15 protein-coding genes are annotated in these 18,594 nt (G+C 67.8%); 10 read left to right on the forward strand and 5 right to left on the reverse strand.

Going from position 1 to position 18,594, the window contains the following annotated elements; genetic code table 11:
• The first annotated feature begins 207 nt into the window (after positions 1 to 207).
• Complete coding sequence (locus tag RN02_RS14060) at positions 208 to 1,377, forward strand: MFS transporter (RefSeq protein ID WP_043315012.1); 1,170 nt, start codon at positions 208 to 210, stop codon at positions 1,375 to 1,377.
• Positions 1,378 to 1,538: 161 nt separating this feature from the next.
• Here RN02_RS14060 and RN02_RS14065 read toward each other — a convergent pair whose 3' ends face one another.
• The 3 genes from RN02_RS14065 to dadR all read right to left on the reverse strand — a co-directional run bounded on the left by RN02_RS14065 (position 1,539) and on the right by dadR (position 5,050).
• Positions 1,539 to 3,092 (reverse strand): phospholipase D family protein, encoded by a 1,554-nt coding sequence (locus RN02_RS14065; RefSeq protein ID WP_043315013.1) that lies wholly within the window; start codon positions 3,090 to 3,092, stop codon positions 1,539 to 1,541.
• A gap of 44 nt (positions 3,093 to 3,136) precedes the next feature.
• A complete protein-coding gene (locus RN02_RS14070; RefSeq protein ID WP_043315014.1) occupies positions 3,137 to 4,456 on the reverse strand; it encodes an NAD(P)/FAD-dependent oxidoreductase in 1,320 nt (439 codons plus the stop codon).
• A gap of 105 nt (positions 4,457 to 4,561) precedes the next feature.
• Positions 4,562 to 5,050: a transcriptional regulator DadR gene (dadR, locus tag RN02_RS14075; protein WP_009614106.1), complete on the reverse strand. Its 489-nt coding sequence runs from the start codon at positions 5,048 to 5,050 to the stop codon at positions 4,562 to 4,564.
• 163 nt (positions 5,051 to 5,213) lie between these two features.
• On the opposite strand from dadR, the gene RN02_RS14080 reads away from it, so the two are divergent.
• The 9 genes from RN02_RS14080 (at position 5,214) to RN02_RS14120 (ending at position 15,571) form a co-directional block, all read left to right on the forward strand.
• Positions 5,214 to 7,772: a YdbH domain-containing protein gene (locus RN02_RS14080; RefSeq protein WP_043315015.1), complete on the forward strand. Its 2,559-nt coding sequence runs from the start codon at positions 5,214 to 5,216 to the stop codon at positions 7,770 to 7,772.
• 18 nt (positions 7,773 to 7,790) lie between these two features.
• Positions 7,791 to 7,982, forward strand: coding sequence for a YnbE family lipoprotein (locus RN02_RS14085; RefSeq protein WP_009614103.1), 192 nt, complete (start codon positions 7,791 to 7,793; stop codon positions 7,980 to 7,982).
• Positions 7,983 to 7,992: 10 nt separating this feature from the next.
• Positions 7,993 to 8,337 (forward strand): YdbL family protein, encoded by a 345-nt coding sequence (locus tag RN02_RS14090; RefSeq protein WP_009614101.1) that lies wholly within the window; start codon positions 7,993 to 7,995, stop codon positions 8,335 to 8,337.
• Positions 8,338 to 8,689: 352 nt separating this feature from the next.
• Positions 8,690 to 9,985: a D-amino acid dehydrogenase gene (dadA, locus tag RN02_RS14095; RefSeq protein ID WP_043268135.1), complete on the forward strand. Its 1,296-nt coding sequence runs from the start codon at positions 8,690 to 8,692 to the stop codon at positions 9,983 to 9,985.
• On the forward strand, positions 9,960 to 10,313 hold the full coding sequence (locus tag RN02_RS14100; RefSeq protein ID WP_009614098.1) for a RidA family protein: 354 nt from the start codon (positions 9,960 to 9,962) through the stop codon (positions 10,311 to 10,313). The genes dadA and RN02_RS14100 overlap by 26 nt, the downstream gene beginning before the upstream one ends.
• A gap of 112 nt (positions 10,314 to 10,425) precedes the next feature.
• Positions 10,426 to 11,505, forward strand: a complete 1,080-nt coding sequence (gene alr / locus RN02_RS14105) for an alanine racemase (RefSeq protein ID WP_043315016.1) — start codon at positions 10,426 to 10,428, stop codon at positions 11,503 to 11,505.
• A gap of 168 nt (positions 11,506 to 11,673) precedes the next feature.
• Entirely contained in the window at positions 11,674 to 12,222 is a 549-nt protein-coding gene (locus RN02_RS14110; RefSeq protein WP_009614094.1) for a cupin domain-containing protein, read from the forward strand.
• Between the two features lie 158 nt (positions 12,223 to 12,380).
• Positions 12,381 to 12,806, forward strand: coding sequence for a c-type cytochrome (locus RN02_RS14115; RefSeq protein ID WP_009614092.1), 426 nt, complete (start codon positions 12,381 to 12,383; stop codon positions 12,804 to 12,806).
• A gap of 926 nt (positions 12,807 to 13,732) precedes the next feature.
• On the forward strand, positions 13,733 to 15,571 hold the full coding sequence (locus RN02_RS14120) for an acetyl-CoA hydrolase/transferase C-terminal domain-containing protein (protein ID WP_152623762.1): 1,839 nt from the start codon (positions 13,733 to 13,735) through the stop codon (positions 15,569 to 15,571).
• A gap of 70 nt (positions 15,572 to 15,641) precedes the next feature.
• Here the strand turns inward: RN02_RS14120 and RN02_RS14125 are convergent, their stop codons facing one another.
• Both RN02_RS14125 and rep read right to left on the reverse strand, forming a co-directional pair.
• A complete protein-coding gene (locus tag RN02_RS14125) occupies positions 15,642 to 16,214 on the reverse strand; it encodes a xanthine phosphoribosyltransferase (RefSeq protein WP_009614088.1) in 573 nt (190 codons plus the stop codon).
• A 317-nt stretch (positions 16,215 to 16,531) separates the two neighbouring features.
• On the reverse strand, positions 16,532 to 18,541 hold the full coding sequence (gene rep / locus RN02_RS14130) for a DNA helicase Rep (RefSeq protein WP_043315018.1): 2,010 nt from the start codon (positions 18,539 to 18,541) through the stop codon (positions 16,532 to 16,534).
• Positions 18,542 to 18,594 lie beyond the last annotated feature (53 nt).

Raw genomic sequence — 18,594 nt, forward strand, 5'->3', positions numbered from 1 at the left:
ATCACGCTTTGCCTGGCTCTAGCTCGCGCCCTCCGTGGCGAAGTCCAGAGTCAAAGGCTTACAAGGTCGGCCCCCTCGCCGGGGCCGGCTCTGACAAAGAGCCATACCCGCGGCCGGGTTTCCCTTGGGGAGCCCGGCCGCTTTGCATTGCGCGCCGGGCTCGGCCTCTGGCCCGGAGTGCGCTCCGGATGGAACGGGAGAACGACAATGCGTTGGGGTGCCTATTTCGCTGTCTGCCTGTCGGTCATCAGCATCGGCCTGGCCCTCGGCCTGACCATGCCGCTGGTGTCCTTGCGCCTGGAAAGCTGGGGCTACGGCAGCTTCGCCATCGGCGTGATGGCCGCCACGCCAGCCGTCGGCGTACTGCTCGGCGCGCTCATTTCCGGGCGCCTGGCCGCCCGCCTGGGCACGCCGCGGTTGATGCGCTGGTGCCTGCTCAGCGGGGCCTTTTCCGTCGGCCTGCTGGCGCTGCTGCAGAACTACCCGGTGTGGCTGGTGCTGCGCCTGCTGATCGGCGTGCAACTGACCGTGGTGTTCATCCTCGGCGAAAGCTGGATCAACCAGCTGGCCGTGGAGAAATGGCGCGGCCGCCTGGTGGCCCTGTACGGCACCGGCTATGCGCTGAGCCAGCTGTCCGGCCCGGTGCTGCTGACCTTCATCGGCACCGCCGACGACCGCGGCTTCTGGCTGGGCGTCGGCCTGCTGGTGTGCGGTTCGCTGCTGCTCGTCGGTCGCGGCGGCGCGCCCAGGGTGGACCCGCACAGCGCCTCGGGGCGCGGCCTGTTCGCCTTCTGCGCCAAGCTGCCGGCCATCGCCTGGGCGGTGGTGCTGTTCGCCGGCTTCGAGGCGATGATCCTCACCCTGCTGCCGGTCTACGGCGTGCGCCAGGGCTTCACCCAGGCGGTGGCGCTGACCATGGTCACGGTAGTGGTGGTGGGCGACGCGCTGTTGCAGCTGCCCATCGGCTGGCTGGCCGACCGGGTGTCGCGGCAGACGCTGTTCAAGGGCTGCGGCATCGTCCTGCTGCTGAGCAGCCTGGGCATCCCCCCGCTGCTGCACGGGCCGGCGATCTGGCCGGTGCTGGTACTGTTCGGCGCGAGCGCCGGTGGGCTGTTCACCCTGTCGCTGATCCTCATCGGCGAGCGCTACCGCGACGATGCGCTGGTCCGCGCCAACGCGCACATCGCCCAACTGTGGGGCATCGGCTGCCTGATCGGGCCGCTGACCACCGGCGCGGTCAGCCAGTGGGTGAGTGGCCATGCGCTGCCGCTGATGATGGCCCTGGGCGCCTTCGGTTTCGTCGTGCTGGTATGGCGCAAGGGCTTGCCGCCGATGGAACTGGAGGGCGATGAGCTGCCGGAAGCGAGCGGGCGTTGAGGCCCGCTGCTCTTCGTAGGATGGGTTGAGCTTGCGATACCCATGCGGCCGCGGTGATGGGTATCGCTGCGCTCAACGCCATCCTACGGGGCGACTCCTGCCACGTAGCGGGACTCCGTCCGCGATGGGCCGAGCCCACGCACGGTGATCGCGGATAACGCCTATAACATCCTCTCCAGCCCGATGGCGCCGGCGATCCAGGCGTTGAAGCGGCGCCACAGGCTGCCCGGCTCGTGGTGCAGCACGTGCGGATGGCCGTCGCGCTCGTCCACCCAGGTCAGCCGCGGGCGGCTGCCGCTGTGGTCGATGCGTACCTGGTAGCTGACGCTGGGCGACATCCCGGCCAGCGCCAGCTTGCGCGTCTGCTCCGCCAGTTCCGGGCTGTCGACGATGATGCCGACCTCGGTGTTCCAGATGATCGAGCGCGGGTCGAAGTTGAAGGAGCCGATGAACACCTGGCGCCGGTCGAAGACGATGGCTTTGCTGTGCAGGCTGGCGCTGCTGGAGCCGCGCACCGTCCAGGGCGCGCCGGCCAGGCGCTGGTCCGGCTGGGCGCGCAGTTCGTGGAGCTGCACGCCGTGCTCCAGCAGGGCCATGCGGTAGGGCGCGTAGCCGGCATGCACGGCGGGCACGTCGGTGGCTTCCAGGGAGTTGGTCAGCAGGCGCACGCTGACGCCGTCGTCGGCGCGGCCGGTGAGGTAAGTGACGCCGCTGTCGGTGGGCACGAAGTAGGCCGAGACCAGGATCAGCTCCTTCGACACCTGGCGGAACAGCGGTTCGAGCTGGGTGCTCAGCTGTTGCTGCGGGCGGCTCTGGCCGCGGTCCAGGACCTTCAGCGGGTCGTCCCAGATGGCGCGGCCCGGGGCCCAGACCAGGTCGTCGAGCCAACTGTCCAGGTTCGACGAGGCGCCGCGCAGGTGCAGGCGCTGCAGGTAGGCGGAATGGCGCACCCGGCTCTTCTCCAGGTAGTGGTCCAGGCTGCGCCGGGCGCGTTCGAGGTCGGCGCGCTCGGGCTTGCCCCACAGGTAGTCCTCGATGGGGCGGCTGATGGCGCTGTTCCAGTACTGGTCGAAGCTCTGCCCCAGCTCCTTGGCCACCGGGCCGACGCCGAGCAGGTCGAGGTCGCTGAAGTTCATTTCCGCCTTGGCGCCGAAGTACTCGTCGCCCAGGTTGCGCCCGCCGACGATGGCCACGCTGTTGTCGGCCAGCCACAGCTTGTTGTGCATGCGCCGGTGCTGCTCGGCGAGGTTGAACAGGCGCCCGAGATTGCGCGTGATGCCGGTGCTGCGACCCAGGTGCAGCGGGTTGAACAGGCGCACCTGGATGTTCGGGTGGGCGGCCAGCACGCCGATCTCGTAATCCCAGCCGTCGCTGCTGGTGTCGTCGATCAGCACGCGCACGCGCACGCCGCGGTCGGCGGCCTTGAGCAGCTCGTGGATGAGCGCGCGGGTGGTGAGGCCGTCGTGGACTATGTAGTACTGGATGTCCAGGCTGCGCTGGGCGGCGCGGATCAGCTCGGCGCGGGCGAGGAAGGCGTCGCTGCTGGAGGCCAGCAGGCGGAAGCCGGAGGCGCCGGGGTGCGCCGCCGCGCGTTGCTGCACGGCGTCGCCGAGGGCCGTGCCGCCCGGCGACAGGGCGTGCGAGGGCGTGGGCAGGGGAACGCTGGCGCAGCCGCCGAGCAGCAGCAGCGCCAGCCACAGGAAGCGTGGTAGCAAGCGGGAGTCTCCAGGCCGCCCCGGTTGGCGGGACTGCGGAGATTCTAGCCGCTCAGCGCCTCCTTGAAGCGATACCAGGCCATGCCCAGCGCCAGCAGCGGCGAGCGCAGCAGCTTGCCGCCGGGGAAGGTGATGTGCGGGACCTTGGCGAACAGCTCGAAACCGCTGCCCTGCTGCCCGGCGATGGCCTCGGCGAGCAGCTTGCCGGCCAGGTGGGTGGCGTTCACCCCGTGGCCGGAGTAGGCCTGGGCGAAGTACACGTTGGGCTGGCCGGGCAGGCGGCCGATCTGCGGCAGGCGGTTGGCGCCGATGCCGATCATGCCGCCCCACTGGTAGTCGATGCGCACGTCGGCCAGGTGCGGGAACACCTTGAGCATCTTCGGCCGCATGTAGGCGGCGATGTCCGCCGGGTCGCGCCCGGAGTAGTGGCAGGCGCCGCCGAACAGCAGGCGGTTGTCGGCGGAGAGGCGGTAGTAGTCCAGGGCCACGCGCTGGTCGCATACCGCCATGTTCTGCGGCAGCAGCTCGTGGGCGAGGTCCGCCGGCAGCGGCTCGGTGGCGATGACGTAGCTGCCGGCCGGCAGCACCTTGCCGTCGAGGTAGTTGTTCAGGCCGTTCTGGTAGGCGTTGCAGCCGATCACCAGGGTCTTGGCGCGCACGCTGCCCTTGGCGGTGCGCACCCGCACTTCGGCGCCGTAGTCGATGTGGGTGACCCGCGAGTCCTCGAACAGGCGCACGCCCAGGGACTGCGCGGCGGCCGCCTCGCCCAGGGCCAGGTTGAGCGGGTGCAGGTGACCGGAGCCCATGTCCACCATGCCGCCGACGTAGCAGTCGGCGCCGACGATGCTGCGCATTTCCTCCTGCGGGACCAGGCGCAGCTCGTGGGTGTAGCCCAGGCTCTTGAGCTCCTCGTAGTCCTTGCGGAAGCCCTCGACGTCCGAGGCCTTGTTGGCCAGGTCGCAGTAGCCCCAGGTCAGGTCGCAGTCGATGCCGTACTTCTCCACGCGCTGGCGCACGATCTGCACCGCCTCAAGGCCCATCAGCTTGAGCTGGCGCACGCCGTCCTTGCCGATCACCGGCTCGAACTGCTCGACGCCATGGCCGACGCCGCGGATCAGCTGGCCGCCGTTGCGCCCGCTGGCGCCCCAGCCGATCTTGCGGGCCTCCAGCAGGACCACCGAGAGGCCGCGTTCGGCCAGTTCTATCGCGGTGTTCAGCCCGGAGAAGCCGCCGCCGATGATGCACACGTCGGCCACTTCCTCGCCGGCCAGGGGAGGGCACTGGATGCGACGGTTGAGGGTCGCGGCGTAGTAGGAAGGGGCGTGCTGGTCGGTGTGCACCGGGAGGCGAACGCGGGCGTTCATGTGCGATATCCTGATTATTGTGTTGTTAAAATTTTACGCAGGATAAACGCCGGCTTCCCGCCACGCCAAGGGGGGAAGCCGTAAAAACTCGACAAGCTGTTGCGATCAGTCGGGAATCGGCAGGGTCAGGCTCTCCTTGACCTCTTCCATCACGATGTAGCTCTTCGACTCGCGCACGTGGGGCAGCTTCAGCAGGATGTCGCCCAGCAGCTTGCGGTAGGAGGCCATTTCCGAGATGCGCGCCTTCACCAGGTAGTCGAAGTGGCCGGACACCAGGTGGCACTCCAGCACGTGGGGCAGCTTGAGCACGGCGCGGCGGAAGTCCTCGAAGGTGTCGCCGGACTTGTAGTCCAGGCTGATCTCGACGAACACCAGCAGGCTGGCCTTGAGGTACTGCGGGTTCAGCCGGGCGTTGTAGCCCATGATGATGCCTTCGCGCTCCAGGCGGCGCACCCGCTCGGTGCAGGGCGTGGTGGAGAGGCCGACGCGCTCGCCCAGCTCGGTGAAGGAAATGCGCCCTTCTTCCTGGAGGATGCGCAGGATGTTGCGGTCGATCTTGTCCAGTTCGCGGCGGCTTTGGTGCTGGGTTCTCATGGAGGCTGCTCGGGGGCGGTGCTTATGGTTGGTGATTGTCGCCAAATATAGACGTTAAGCCAGTGGATATCACTGCCCCTTGATCTTCTGCGGGCACGCCGCCAGCCTGTTCCCAGGTCCGCGCCGGATGCGCGGGCCTTCCACTTCGCCGCCGGAGCCTGGCATGCGCTCGACCCGTACCCGAATCCTGCTGTTGCTGGCGCTGCTCATCGCGCTGTTCGCCGTCTGGGCGGGGCAGGCCTGGCAGCGGCTGCTCGCGGAGCAGGGCATCACCGGCCTGGACTGGCAGGGGCCGGGCATTTCATTGGACGGTCTGACACTGCAACGGCTGGCCGTAACGCGGGAAAAGTCCGCTTCGCACCTGGAAATTCAGGCCGATCAGCTGCGCCTGGGCTGGCCGCGGCGTATCGACGGGCGCTGGCGCCTGGGTGGCCTGGAGCTACAGCGCTTGCGCGTGGGTTCCTGGCCCGCCGCCGCGACGACGGAAGAGGCGGGGGAATGGCCGACGCCCGACCAGGTGGGCCTGTGGCTCGGCCTGCTGCCGCAGCGGGCCGTCCTGCAGCGCGCCGAGTTCGAGCTGCCCTGCGCCGGGCAGCAGCGCTGCACCCTGGTCGGCAGCCTGCACTGGCAGCAGCTGCCCGGCAATGCCGCGTCCCTGGCCGCCGAACTGCAGCAGGGCGCTCAGCGCCTGGCCCTCGACGGCACCCTGCACCCGGAACAGGACGCCTGGCGGCTGGCATTGAAGGCCGATCTGGATGGCGAACGCCTGGCCGACCTCGACGCCAGCTGGGCGCCAGCCGAGCGCCACTGGCGCGGCAGCCTGGCCAGCCCTGGAGTGCCACCGCTGGACGCCGTGCGCGCCTGGCTGGCGCCCTGGTTGCCGACGCCGACCCTGCCTGTCTCCCTACCCGAGGCCGGGCGCCTGCGCCTGAGCTGGGACAGCACTCTCGGCGGCGACGGCCCCTGGCCGGACTGGCCCGCACTGCGCGACAGCCTGGGCGAACTGGAACTGGCCATGCAACTGCCGCAGCCCTGGCCGCTGCCGGGCCTGGGCACCTTGCAGGGCGACCTGCAACTGCAGGCGGCCGCGACTGCGCCGGGGCAGTGGCGGCCGCGGGTGCTGGACGGCGACCTCTACCTGGCCGACCTCTACGGCGACTGGCTGCAGGCGCTACCGGTGGGCCTGCGCCCGGCCAACCTGCGCCTGGGCCTGCAACCGGACGACAGCGCTCCCGGCGCGGTACGCCTGGACCTGCGCAGCAAGGGCGCCAGCGACCTGCGCCTGCAAGGCGTGCTGGCGCTGGTGGAGGGTGAAGCCTTGTCGCTGGCCCTGAGTCAGGCCCGCCTGCAGGCCCAGGTAGCGGACCTGCAACTGCCCGGCCTGCGCCTGGGCAAGGCGGCGCTCGACCTGCCGCTGGATGGCGAGATTGGCCAGGCCGCGGCCAGCCTGCGTCTGGGCAAGGGCGCCAAGCTGAGCCTGGGCAGCCTGGCCGGGTCCCAGGGGCTGAAGGCCGCCAAGCTCGGCGCGACGGCGGACAAGGCCAGCCTGGCGCTGGGCTACGCCGCCGGCCAGCCCTTCAGCCTGGGCTTCGACGGCGCCGTGCAACTGTCGGTTGGCGAGCTGCGCCAGGCGCACCTCAAGCCGCTCGCCTGGAGCTACCAGGGCCAGCTCGGCGCCGGTCTGGCGCAGCAACAGCTCAAGGGCCGGCTGCAGAATAGCGGCGGCCTGGCCGCCGACGTCGAGTTGCGCCACCAGGCCGACGGCAGCCTGGAACTGACGGCGCAGCTGCCGGAATTCTTCCTGCGCAGCGGCAATCCGCTGGCGGCCAGCCTGGCCGACTGGCCGGCGCTGCTCAGCCTGAACAACGGCCGCCTGCAGGCCCGCGCGCAGTGGCGCCTGCCACCGGGGCAGGGCGCCCAGCAGCTGGACCTGACGCTGAACGGCCGGGGCCTGGAAGGCGTCTACGACCGCAGCGAGATCCACGGCCTGGACGGCGAGGCGAAGCTGCAACTGCGCGGCTCGCAACTGACGCTGCAGTTGCCCGGCCTGCGCGTGGAACAGCTCAACCCCGGCGTGCTGCTCGGGCCCCTGCAGTTCCAGGGTGGCTACAGCGCCAGCCTGGACCAGCCGCTGGCCGGCCGCCTGGACTGGCGCCAGGCCGAGTTGAAGCTGTTCGGCGGCCGCGCCTGGCTGGACGGCGGCACGCTGCAACTGGCCCGCGAAAACCCCGCACAGAGCCTGCATCTGCAAGGCGTGCTGCTGGAGGAAATCCTCAAGGCCTATCCCGCCGAGGGCCTGGCCGGCAACGGCATTCTCGACGGCGAGCTGCCGCTGCTGCTCGGCCCGGGCGGGCTGCGCATCCAGGGCGGCCAGGTCGCCGCGCGGCTGCCGGGCACCCTGCAGTTCCGCTCGGAGAAGATCCGCGCCCTCGGCCAGAGCAACCCGGCCATGCAACTGGTGGCGACCATGCTCGACGACTTCCGCTACGAGCGCCTGGCCAGCCGCGTGGATTATGCTGAGGGCGGCCGCCTGCTCCTGGCCCTGGCCATCAGCGGCCGCAACCCGGCGCTGGAGCAGGGGCGGCCGGTGAACCTCAACGTCAACCTGGAGGAGAACATCCCGGACCTGCTGACCAGCCTGCAGCTGAGCGACCGGGTCAGCGACACCATCCGCAAGCGCGTGCAGGAACGCCTGCGCAACCAGCCACCTGCCGCGCCCTGATCGCAAGGAGAACACCGCATGCGCCCATGCGCACTCATCGCCGTCCTGGCCCTGCTCGGGCTCAGCCAGGGCTGTACGCCAACGGTACAGCTGGCGGCGCCCAAGGAGCCGATCAACATCAACCTCAACGTGAAGATCGAGCACGAGATCTACATCAAGGTCGACAAGGCCCTGGATGGCATCATCAACGAGAACAGTGGTCTGTTCTGAGGAGCTCTAGATGACACTGCGCAGCAAACTCGGCGTCGCCCTGCTGGCCCTTTGCGTCAGCCTGCCGGCCCTGGCCATGAGCCTGGAGCAGGCCATGTCGGCCCTGGGCGGGGCCAAGGCCCAGGGCCTGGTCGGCGAGCAGCCCGACGGCTACCTCGGGGTGGTCAGCAACAGCGGCCAGGCGGCGGACATCGCCGCCCAGATCAACGCCGCGCGCCGCGCCGAGTACCAGAAGGTGGCCGGCCAGAGCGGCGCCAAGCTCGGCGACGTGGAAGCCCTGGCCGGTAAGAAGGCCATGGACCGCACCCCGTCCGGGCAATACATCCAGCTCAATGGCAAGTGGGTACGCAAGTAAGGGGATTTCCCTGGCGCCGCCGCTTGTCGGGCGGCGCCTGCGACCTGCCGTCGCGGCAGCGCTTATTCCTGTCGGCACTGGCCCTGGCGGGAGTAAATCCCGCGTTCGCCAAAGCGCGCCGAATTAGTTGCTGAAAACCGCGATCCGACATACTTGCATGGCTATGGGTTTTTCAGGTGTTTTTGCTGGTTGTCTGGTGGATACGCCTCCGTGAAAGGCGTTTTCACCAAGAATTTTCTTCAATTACCGCTTGTTAAATAGTGATTATTTCTGCAGTCGAATTCCTATACTGCGCGCAACTGACGTTCAAAATAAGAAACGTCGCGTGCCCCACGCGACGTGGGAGGCAGCGATGCGCGTTCTGGTTCTCGGCAGCGGTGTGATCGGCACCGCCAGTGCTTACTATCTGGCCCGTTCCGGCTTCGAAGTGGTGGTGGTCGACCGCCAGCCCGGCCCGGCCCTGGAAACCAGCTTCGCCAACGCCGGCCAGGTTTCCCCCGGCTACGCCTCGCCCTGGGCCGCCCCGGGCATCCCGCTGAAGGCCATGAAGTGGCTGCTGGAGAAGCACGCGCCGCTGGCCATCAAGCTCACCGGCGACCCCAGCCAGTACGCCTGGATGTGGCAGATGCTGCGCAACTGCAACGCCGCCAGCTACGCGGTGAACAAGGAGCGCATGGTGCGCCTGTCCGAGTACAGCCGCGACTGCCTCGACGAACTGCGCGCCGAGACCGGCATCGCCTACGAAGGCCGCACCCTGGGCACCACCCAGCTGTTCCGCACCCAGGCCCAGCTCGACTCCGCCGCCAAGGACATCGCCGTGCTGGAAAGCTCCGGCGTGCCCTATGAAGTCCTCGACCGCGCCGGCATCGCCCGCGTCGAACCGGCCCTGGCCAAGGTGGCCGACAAGCTGGTCGGCGCCCTGCGCCTGCCCAACGACCAGACCGGCGACTGCCAGATGTTCACCACCAAGCTGGCCGAACTGGCCCAGGGCCTGGGCGTGGAGTTCCGCTTCAACCAGAACATCCAGCGCCTGGACTTCGCCGGCGACCGCATCAACGGCGTGTGGATCGACGGCCAACTGGTCACCGCCGACCACTACGTGCTGGCCCTGGGCAGCTACTCGCCGCAGATGCTCAAGCCGCTGGGCATCAACGCCCCGGTCTACCCGCTGAAGGGCTACTCGCTGACCGTGCCGATCACCAACCCGGACATGGCGCCGACCTCGACCATCCTCGATGAGACCTACAAGGTCGCCATCACCCGCTTCGACCAGCGCATCCGCGTCGGCGGCATGGCCGAGATCGCCGGCTTCGACCTGTCGCTGAACCCGCGCCGCCGCGAAACCCTGGAAATGATCACCACCGACCTCTACCCCGAGGGCGGCGACGTCAGCCAGGCGACCTTCTGGACCGGCCTGCGCCCGGCCACCCCGGACGGCACCCCGATCGTCGGCGGCACCCGCTACCGCAACCTGTACCTGAACACCGGCCACGGCACCCTGGGCTGGACCATGGCCTGCGGCTCGGGCCGCTACCTGGCCGACCTGATGGCGAAGAAGCGCCCGCAGATCAGCACCGACGGCCTGGACATTTCCCGCTACAGCAACGCCTCGGAGGCTCAGAATGGCCATCCAGCGCCTGCACACTAATGGCCGCATGAGCCAGATCGTCGTCCACAACGGCACCGTCTACCTGGCGGGCCAGGTGGGCGACGACATGGCCGCCGGCGTCGAACAGCAGACCCGCGAGGTCCTGGCCAGCATCGAGCGCCTGCTCGAAGAGGCCGGCACCGACAAGACGCGCATCCTCTCGGTGACCATCTACCTGAAGGACATCGACGCGCACTTCGCCGGCATGAACGCGGTCTGGGACCAGTGGCTGCCACAAGGCACCGCCCCGGCCCGGGCCACCGTGGAGGCCAAGCTCTGCGAGCCGGAGATCCTGGTGGAGATGTCGGTGGTCGCGGCCCTGCCGTAAACCCTTTGCGTGGGGCCTGGTCGGATTGCCAGGCCTTTTTTTGCTTCACGGCCTTCGTCGGCGCGGGTTCGCCCGTGGCTGCGCCGTACCCGAATAACAGAGAGTTCCCGCCATGCGTCCAGCCCGTGCCCTGATCGACCTCCAGGCCCTGCGCCACAACTACCGCCTGGCCCGCGAAGTCAGCGGCGCGCGTGCGCTGGCGGTGGTCAAGGCCGATGCCTACGGCCACGGCGCGGTGCGCTGCGCCAAGGCCCTGGAGGCGGAGGCCGACGGCTTCGCCGTGGCCTGCATCGAAGAGGCCCTGGAGCTGCGCGAAGCCGGCATCCGCGCGCCCATCCTGCTGCTGGAGGGCTTCTTCGAGGCCAGCGAACTGGAGCTGATCGAGCGCCATGACTTCTGGTGCGTGGTGCACTCGGCCTGGCAACTGGAGGCCATCGAGCGCGCCCGCCCGGCCAAGCCGCTGACGCTGTGGCTGAAGATGGACTCGGGCATGCACCGCGTCGGCTTCTTCCCGCAGGACTACGCCGCCGCCCTGGCGCGCCTGCAGGCCCTGCCGCACGTGGCCAAGGTGGTGCTGATGAGCCACTTCGCCCGCGCCGACGAGCTGGACTGCGCGCGCACCGAAGAGCAGGTCGCCGCCTTCGAGGCCGTGCGCGCCGGCCTGGGCCAACCCTATGAGGTCAGCCTGCGCAACTCCCCCGGCATCCTCGGCTGGCCGAGCGTGCCCAGCGACTGGGTGCGCCCGGGCATCATGCTCTACGGCGCCACTCCCTTCGAGCAGGCCCAGCCGCTGGCCGACCAGTTGCGCCCGGTGATGACCCTGGAATCGAAGATCATCGGCGTGCGCGAACTGCCGGCCGGCGAGCCGGTGGGCTACGGCGCGCGCTACGTCGCCGAGCGCCCGGTGCGTGTCGGCGTGGTCGCCATGGGTTACGCCGACGGCTACCCGCGCCATGCGCCGGACGGCACTCCGGTGTTCATCGACGGCCAGGCCAGCCGCATCATCGGCCGGGTGTCCATGGACATGCTCACCGTCGACCTCACCGACCTGCCCGGCGCCGGCCTGGGCAGCCGCGTCGAGCTGTGGGGGCCGAACGTCCCGGCCAGCCAGCTCGCCAGCCTGTGCGGCAGCATCCCCTATCAATTGTTCTGCAACCTCAAGCGCGTACCGCGGGTCTACAGCGGCGACTGAGCGACGAACTGCGTAAAGTTTGCGCAGTATCCGAGGCCGATCTGTTGTAAATACTGAACGGTGTTGCCATGATACGGGCACTTCGGAACCCGCTCGCCGCAAGGCGCAGGCGGGTTCCGCCCGTTAGAGCCTGGCAGAACAAGAAATAAGATAAGGAGGACCCCACCCTTGGACGTTGGCGCTCGCCTGCAAGCCATCCGTAAACTCAAAGGGCTGTCCCAGCGTGAACTCGCCAAGCGCGCGGGCGTCACCAACAGCACCATCTCGATGATCGAGAAGAACAGCGTGAGTCCGTCGATCAGCTCCCTGAAGAAGGTGCTGGGCGGCATCCCCATGTCCCTGGTGGAGTTCTTCTCCCTGGACATCGAGCAGGACAGCAACACCCAGGTGGTCTACAAGGCAGACGAACTCAGCGACCTGTCCGACGGCGACATCATCATGAAGCTGATCGGCAAGGCCTACCCCAGCCGCGCCATCACGCTGCTCGACGAGACCTACCCGCCAGGCGCCGACACCGGCGACGACATGTACTCCCATGAAGGCGAGGAGACCGGCGTGCTGGTCGAAGGCCGCCTGGAGCTGACCGTCGGCGACGAGGTGTACGTCCTCGAAAGCGGCGACAGCTACTATTTCGACAGCACCCGCCCGCATCGCTTCCGCAACCCCTTCGATGCGCCGGCGAGGCTCATAAGCGCGACCACTCCGGCAAATTTTTAGAGGCGGCTGAGCCGCCTGCGACCGTATGACGCAAGGCCCTCGCGGGCCCTGCAATTGTTTCAGACGCGCGCTCTTCCGTTATACTTGCGGCCGCCCGCGCTACCTAGACTGCGATGGAAACCGTGCCCGGGCGTACAAGCCACGATGAGGGTAAAAGGGTGAACCTGATAAAGAAAATCCTGGTGGCCCAGGCCGCCGTATTGGCCCTGATGGCCGCTGGCGCCCAAGCCACGACCAATGACGACATCGCCAAGCGCCTGGAACCGGTGGGCAAGGTCTGCGTCCAGGGCAAGGAGTGCGAAGGCGTCGGCGCTGTCGCTTCCGCCGGAGGTGGCGGTGCGCCGCGTTCGGGCGAAGAGATCGTCGGCAAGGTCTGCACCACCTGCCACGGCACCGGCCTGCTGGGGGCGCCCAAGGTCGGCGACAAGGGCGAGTGGGGCAAGCGCGCCAAGGAGCAGGGCGGCCTCGATGGCCTGCTGGCCAAGGCCATTTCCGGCATCAACGCCATGCCGCCGAAAGGCACCTGCGCCGATTGCTCGGACGACGAGCTGAAGGCAGCCATCAAGCACATGTCCGGCCTCTGAGCCACGGGCTGGCAGGAAAAGCCGATTACGGGCCGATGCTGTCCGCTCAAGAAAGAATGCCGTTTCTCTGGTTGGGGAAACGGCATTTTTCATAGGGGGTGGGGCTGGGGCTTGGCTTGCAGAGTGGGGCCTTGGCTCCGCGCGTCGATCCCCACCCCTCATGCTCGCGAACAGACTCCGCTGCGGGGCTCATTCGCGAGCAAGCTCGCTCCTACGCCACCCCACCCACGCCATTCCCCTGTAGGAGCGCGCCCTGCGCGCGAATCGCGGGCAGGGCCCGCTACGGTTCCAGGAAGCACGGTTTTTCGTAGGATGGCGTTGAGCGCAGCGATACCCATCAGCGCAACCGCATGGGTTTCGCAAGCTCAACCCATCCTACGAAGAGCACCTCGGCGCAAGACAGTTGCTCCTACGGTGCCAGGAAGCGCGGCTTTTCGTAGGATGGCGTTGAGCGAAGCGATACCCATCAGCGCAACCGCATGGGTTTCGCAAGCTCAACCCATCCTACGAAGAGCACCTCGGCGCAAGACAGTTACTCCTACGGTTCCAGGAAGCACGGCTTTTCGTAGGATGGCGTTGAGCGAAGCGATACCCATCAGCGCAACCGCATGGGTTTCGCAAGCTCAACCCATCCTACGAAAAACACCTCGACGCAGACAGTTGCTCCTACGGTTACAGGAAGCGCGGGCGTAGGAGCGGACTTTGTCCGCGATTGGATTTACCGGCCACGCCGGACGTCCCGGTTGCACGAACGGCCCCCTCCGCTGAACCACCGCGCCACTTGAATGAAAAGACGCCGGAGCCTCCCCGCCGGTTTCCGGTCCAAACTTGGACAGGCAACCACGGAGGATCGCACCTTGGCGCACCGCTGCACCCTCGACGAAGCCGTCGATCACCTGCTGGCCGGGCTCGATGGCCCGATTCGCCTGGGCCTGCCGTTGGGCCTGGGCAAGCCCAATCACCTGGTCAACCTTCTCTACCGGCGCCTGGGCAAGCAGCCGGCGCGCCAGTTGACGCTCTACACGGCGCTGTCGCTGGGCCGGCCCCAGGCCGGCAGCGAGCTGCAGCGGCGCTTTCTCGAACCCTTCGTCGAACGTCTGTACGGCGACTACCCGGAGCTCGACTACCTGCGCGACCTGCGCCAGGGCAGCCTGCCGCCGAACGTGCGCGTCGAGGAGTTCTACCTGCAGCCGGGCAGCCTGCTGGACAGCGCGCCGGCGCAGCAGAACTACATCAGCTGCAACTACAGCCACGTCGCCCGCGACCTCGACGCCAAGGGCATCAACGCTGTGGCCCAGCTGGTCGCCCGTGACCCGGCGCGGCCCGGCAGGCTGAGCCTGGCGTGCAATCCGGACATCACCCTCGACCTGCTGCCCATGCTGCGCCGCCGCCGCGCGGCCGGTGAGCGCATCCTCTGCATCGGCGTGGTGCACCGCGACCTGCCGTACATGCCGGGCGACGCCGAGGTCGACGAAGATATCTTCGACCTGCTGGTGGAGCAGCCGGCGGACACCAGCACGTTGTTCTCCACGCCCTACATGCCGGTGGGCTGGCAGGACCACTGCATCGGCCTGCACGCCAGCGCTTTGGTGCGCGACGGCGGCACCCTGCAGGTCGGCATCGGCGCCATGGGCGATGCGGTGACCTCGGCGCTGCTGCTGCGCCAGCGTGACAATACCGCGTACCGCGCGCTGCTCGCCGAACTGGAGATCGCCGAGCGCCACGCGGGGTTGATCGACCGCGAAGGCGGCTTGGGCGCCTTCACTCAGGGCCTCTACGGTTGCAGCGAGATGTTCGTGCCGGGCTTGCTGGACTTGGCCGAGGCCGGCGTGCTCAAGCGGCAGGTTTATCCACTGGCGCAGCAGCACCGCGCGGACGCCGACGGCGTCTGGTTGCACGCTGGCTTCTTCCTCGGCCCGCAGGCCTTCTACCAGCGCCTGCGCGAACTGCCGGCCGAGCGCCTGGCCGGCATCGCCATGACCGGCATCGGCTTCGTCAACAACCTCTACCGCGACGAGGAACTCAAGCGCCTGCAGCGCCGCGACGCGCGCTTCATCAACAGCGCCTTCACCGTCACCCTGCTCGGCGCCGGGGTGGCCGACCAACTGGAGGACGGTCGCGTAGTCAGCGGCGTCGGCGGCCAGTACAACTTCGTCGCCCAGGCCCACGAGCTGCACGGCGGGCGCTCCATCCTGCTGCTGCGCAGCTGGCGCGAGAGCGGCGGCGAGGTCAGCTCGAACATCGTCTGGAACTACGGCCACACCACCATCCCGCGGCACCTGCGCGACATGGTGGTGACCGAGTACGGCATCGCCGACCTGCGCGGGAAGAACGATGCCGAGGTGATCGAAGCGCTGCTGGCCATCGCCGACTCACGCTTCCAGGACGGCCTCATCGCCGAGGCCAAGGCGGCGGGCAAGCTGCCGGCGGATTTCGAGCTGGACCGGCGCCACCGCGACAACCTTCCCGAACGCCTGCAGACGCTGTGCGCACAACACCGCGAGGCCTTGCCGGAATACCCGCTGGGTTGCGATTTCACCCCGGAAGAGCGCGACCTGCTGCGGGCGCTGACCTGGCTGAAAAGCAAGCTCCGGCTCAGCGAGATCCTCGAACTGGGCAAGGCCACCCTGGACGCGCCGGAACCGGAGGCCTTCCCGGCGCACCTGCAGCGCATGGGCCTGGAGCAGCCGGACGGCTTGCGCGAAGAGCTCTACCAGCGTTTGATCCTGGCCGGCCTGCACGCCACCCGGGACGGCTTTATGTAGGCGCGAACGAAGGGCATGAAAAAGGCGGGAACCCTTGCCGGGCGCCCGCCTTTTTCACAGCGCAGCCGGATCAGTCGAGGAACTCGACCTCGCCGCCGGCCAGGGACTTCACCCGGGCCAGGGATTCGACGCGGTAGCCTTCGCTTTCCAGCAGCTTGCGGCCGTCCTGGAAGGACTTCTCGATGACGATGCCCAGGCCGGCGATGCTCGCCCCGGCCTGCTGGATCAGGTCGATCAGCGCCTTGGCGGCGTGGCCGTTGGCGAGGAAGTCGTCGATCACCAGCACGTGGTCGGCGGCGGTCAGGTGCCGCGCGGAGATGGCGATGGTGCTCTCGGTCTGCTTGGTGAAGGAGAACACCTTGGAGATCAGCAGGTCGTTCTTCAGCGTCAGCGACTGGAACTTGCGGGCGAAGATCACCGGGATGCCCAGCTCCAGGCCGGCCATGACCGCCGGGGCGATGCCCGAGGCCTCGATGGTGACGATCTTGGTGATGCCCTGGCCCTTGAAGCGTTCGGCGAACTCGTGGCCGATCTGCTTCATCAGCAGCGGGTCGATCTGGTGGTTGAGGAAGGCGTCTACCTTGAGGACCTGGTCGGAGAGGACGACGCCTTCGCTGCGGATTTTGTCTTTGAGGGTGTTCAATTGAGGGCTTCCTGGCGGAGCTGGGGCCGCTGATGAAGCGCGCAATTCTACCTCGTAAGCGCCGGCCTGCGCGACCTTCCGACAAAAGAAGAAGCTGATCGGGTGGACAGCTTCCGCTGGCCGTCGCCGTGGCATTCCATTGTAGGAGCGCGCCCTGCGCGCGAATCGCGGGCAGGGCCCGCTCCTACAGGTTGGTGGCGTATTTCCCGTCCGTGCCAGCATCGTAGGATGGGTTGAGCGAAGCGATACCCATCGCCACGACCGCATGGGTTTCGCAAGCTCAACCCATCCTACGAAGAGCGCGTCGGCGCGCAGGCTCAGCGCTTGAGCAGCGCGCGGATGTCCGCCAGGGCCGCGTTGCCCTTGGCCGCCTTGACCTCCACCGGGGCGTCTTCCTGGCCTTCCCAGACCAGGTCTTCCGGCGGCAACTCGTCGAGGAAGCGGCTCGGCGAGCAGTCGATGATCTCGCCGTACTGCTTGCGCTTGGCGGCGAAGGTCATGGCCAGGTTCTTCTTCGCCCGGGTGATGCCGACGTAGGCCAGGCGCCGCTCTTCCTCGATGCTGTCGGCCTCGATGCTGGAGCGGTGGGGGAGGATTTCCTCCTCCACGCCGAGAATGAACACATAGGGGAATTCCAGGCCCTTGGAGGCATGCAGGGTCATCATCTGCACGCCGTCGGCGCCTTCCTCTTCCTCCTGCTGGCGTTCGAGCATGTCGCGCAGCACCAGCTTGGCGATGGCCTGCTCGATGGTCATGTCGCCGTCCTCGTCGCGCTCCAGGGTGTTCTTCAGCGCCTCGATGAGGAACCAGACGTTGCCCATGCGGAAGTCGGCGACCTTGTCGCTGGAGGCGTTCTGCCGCAGCCAGTTCTCGTAGTCGATGTCCATCACCATGCTGCGCAGCGCGCCGATCGGGTCGGCGCCCGCGCACTGCTCGCGGACCTTGTCGATGAAGCGCTTGAAGCGCTGCAGGCGCTCGACGAAGCGTGCGTCCAGGTGCTCGGCCAGGCCCAGCTCGCCGCTGGCGGCGAACATCGAGCAGCCGCGCTCGGTGGCGTAGTTGCCGAGCTTCTCCAGGGTCGCCGAGCCGATCTCCCGGCGCGGCACGTTGATCACCCGCAGGAAGGCGTTGTCGTCGTCCGGGTTCACCAGCAGGCGGAAGTAGGACATCAGGTCCTTCACTTCCTGGCGGGCGAAGAAGCTGGTGCCGCCGGACAGGCGATAGGGAATCTGGTGGTGCTGCAGCTTCAGCTCGATCAGCTTGGCCTGGTAGTTGCCGCGGTAGAGGATGGCGAATTCGCTGTAGGGCCGCTGGGTCTTCAGGTGGATGGTGAGGATTTCCATGGCCACCCGCTCGGCCTCGGCCTCCTCGTTGCGGCAGCGGATCACCCGGATCGGGTCGCCTTCGCCCATCTCGCTCCACAGCTGCTTCTCGAACACGTGGGGGTTGTTGGCGATAAGGATGTTGGCGCACTTGAGGATGCGGCTGGTGGAGCGGTAGTTCTGCTCCAGCATCACCACCTTCAGCGAGGGGAAGTCGTCCTTGAGCTGCATCAGGTTTTCCGGGCGCGCGCCGCGCCAGGCGTAGATCGACTGGTCGTCGTCGCCCACCACGGTGAAGTGCGCGCGCTGCTGCACCAGCAGCTTCACCAGCAGGTACTGGCTGGCGTTGGTGTCCTGGTACTCGTCCACCAGCATGTAGCGCACGCGGTTGCGCCACTTCTCGAGGATGTCCGGGTTGTCCTGGAACAGCTTCACCGGCTGCAGGATCAGGTCGTCGAAGTCCACCGCGTTGTACGCGCGCAGGGTGCGCTGGTAGTGCAGGTAGACCATGGCGGCGGTCTGTTCCTTGGGGTTGCGCGCCTTGGCCAGGGCCTCCTCGGGCAGGATCAGGTCGTTCTTCCAGCCGCCGATCAGGTTCTTGATCTCGTCCAGGCCGTCGTCGCCGGAATACTCCTTCTGCATGATGTCCGTCATCAGCGCCTTCACGTCGCTCTCGTCGAAGATCGAGAAGCCGGGCTTGTAGCCCAGGGCGGCGTATTCCTTGCGGATGATGTTCAGGCCCAGGTTGTGGAAGGTGGAGACGGTCAGGCCCTTGCCTTCGCCGGGGCGCAGCAGGGTGCTGACGCGCTCCTTCATCTCGCGCGCGGCCTTGTTGGTGAAGGTGACGGCGACGATGTACTGGGCGCGGATGCCGCACTGCTGCACCAGGTAGGCGATCTTGCGGGTGATCACGCTGGTCTTGCCGGAGCCGGCGCCGGCCAGCACCAGCAGGGGGCCGCCGACGTAGTTCACGGCCTCTTGCTGCCGGGGGTTGAGTCGGGACATGGTTCGGGAAGGGTATCGATGGCGAAGCGGGCGGCCATTCTACCAGCCCCGCC

It is taken from the genome of Pseudomonas sp. PI1, assembly GCF_000812405.1.
Taxonomy (GTDB): Bacteria; Pseudomonadota; Gammaproteobacteria; order Pseudomonadales; family Pseudomonadaceae; genus Pseudomonas; species Pseudomonas citronellolis.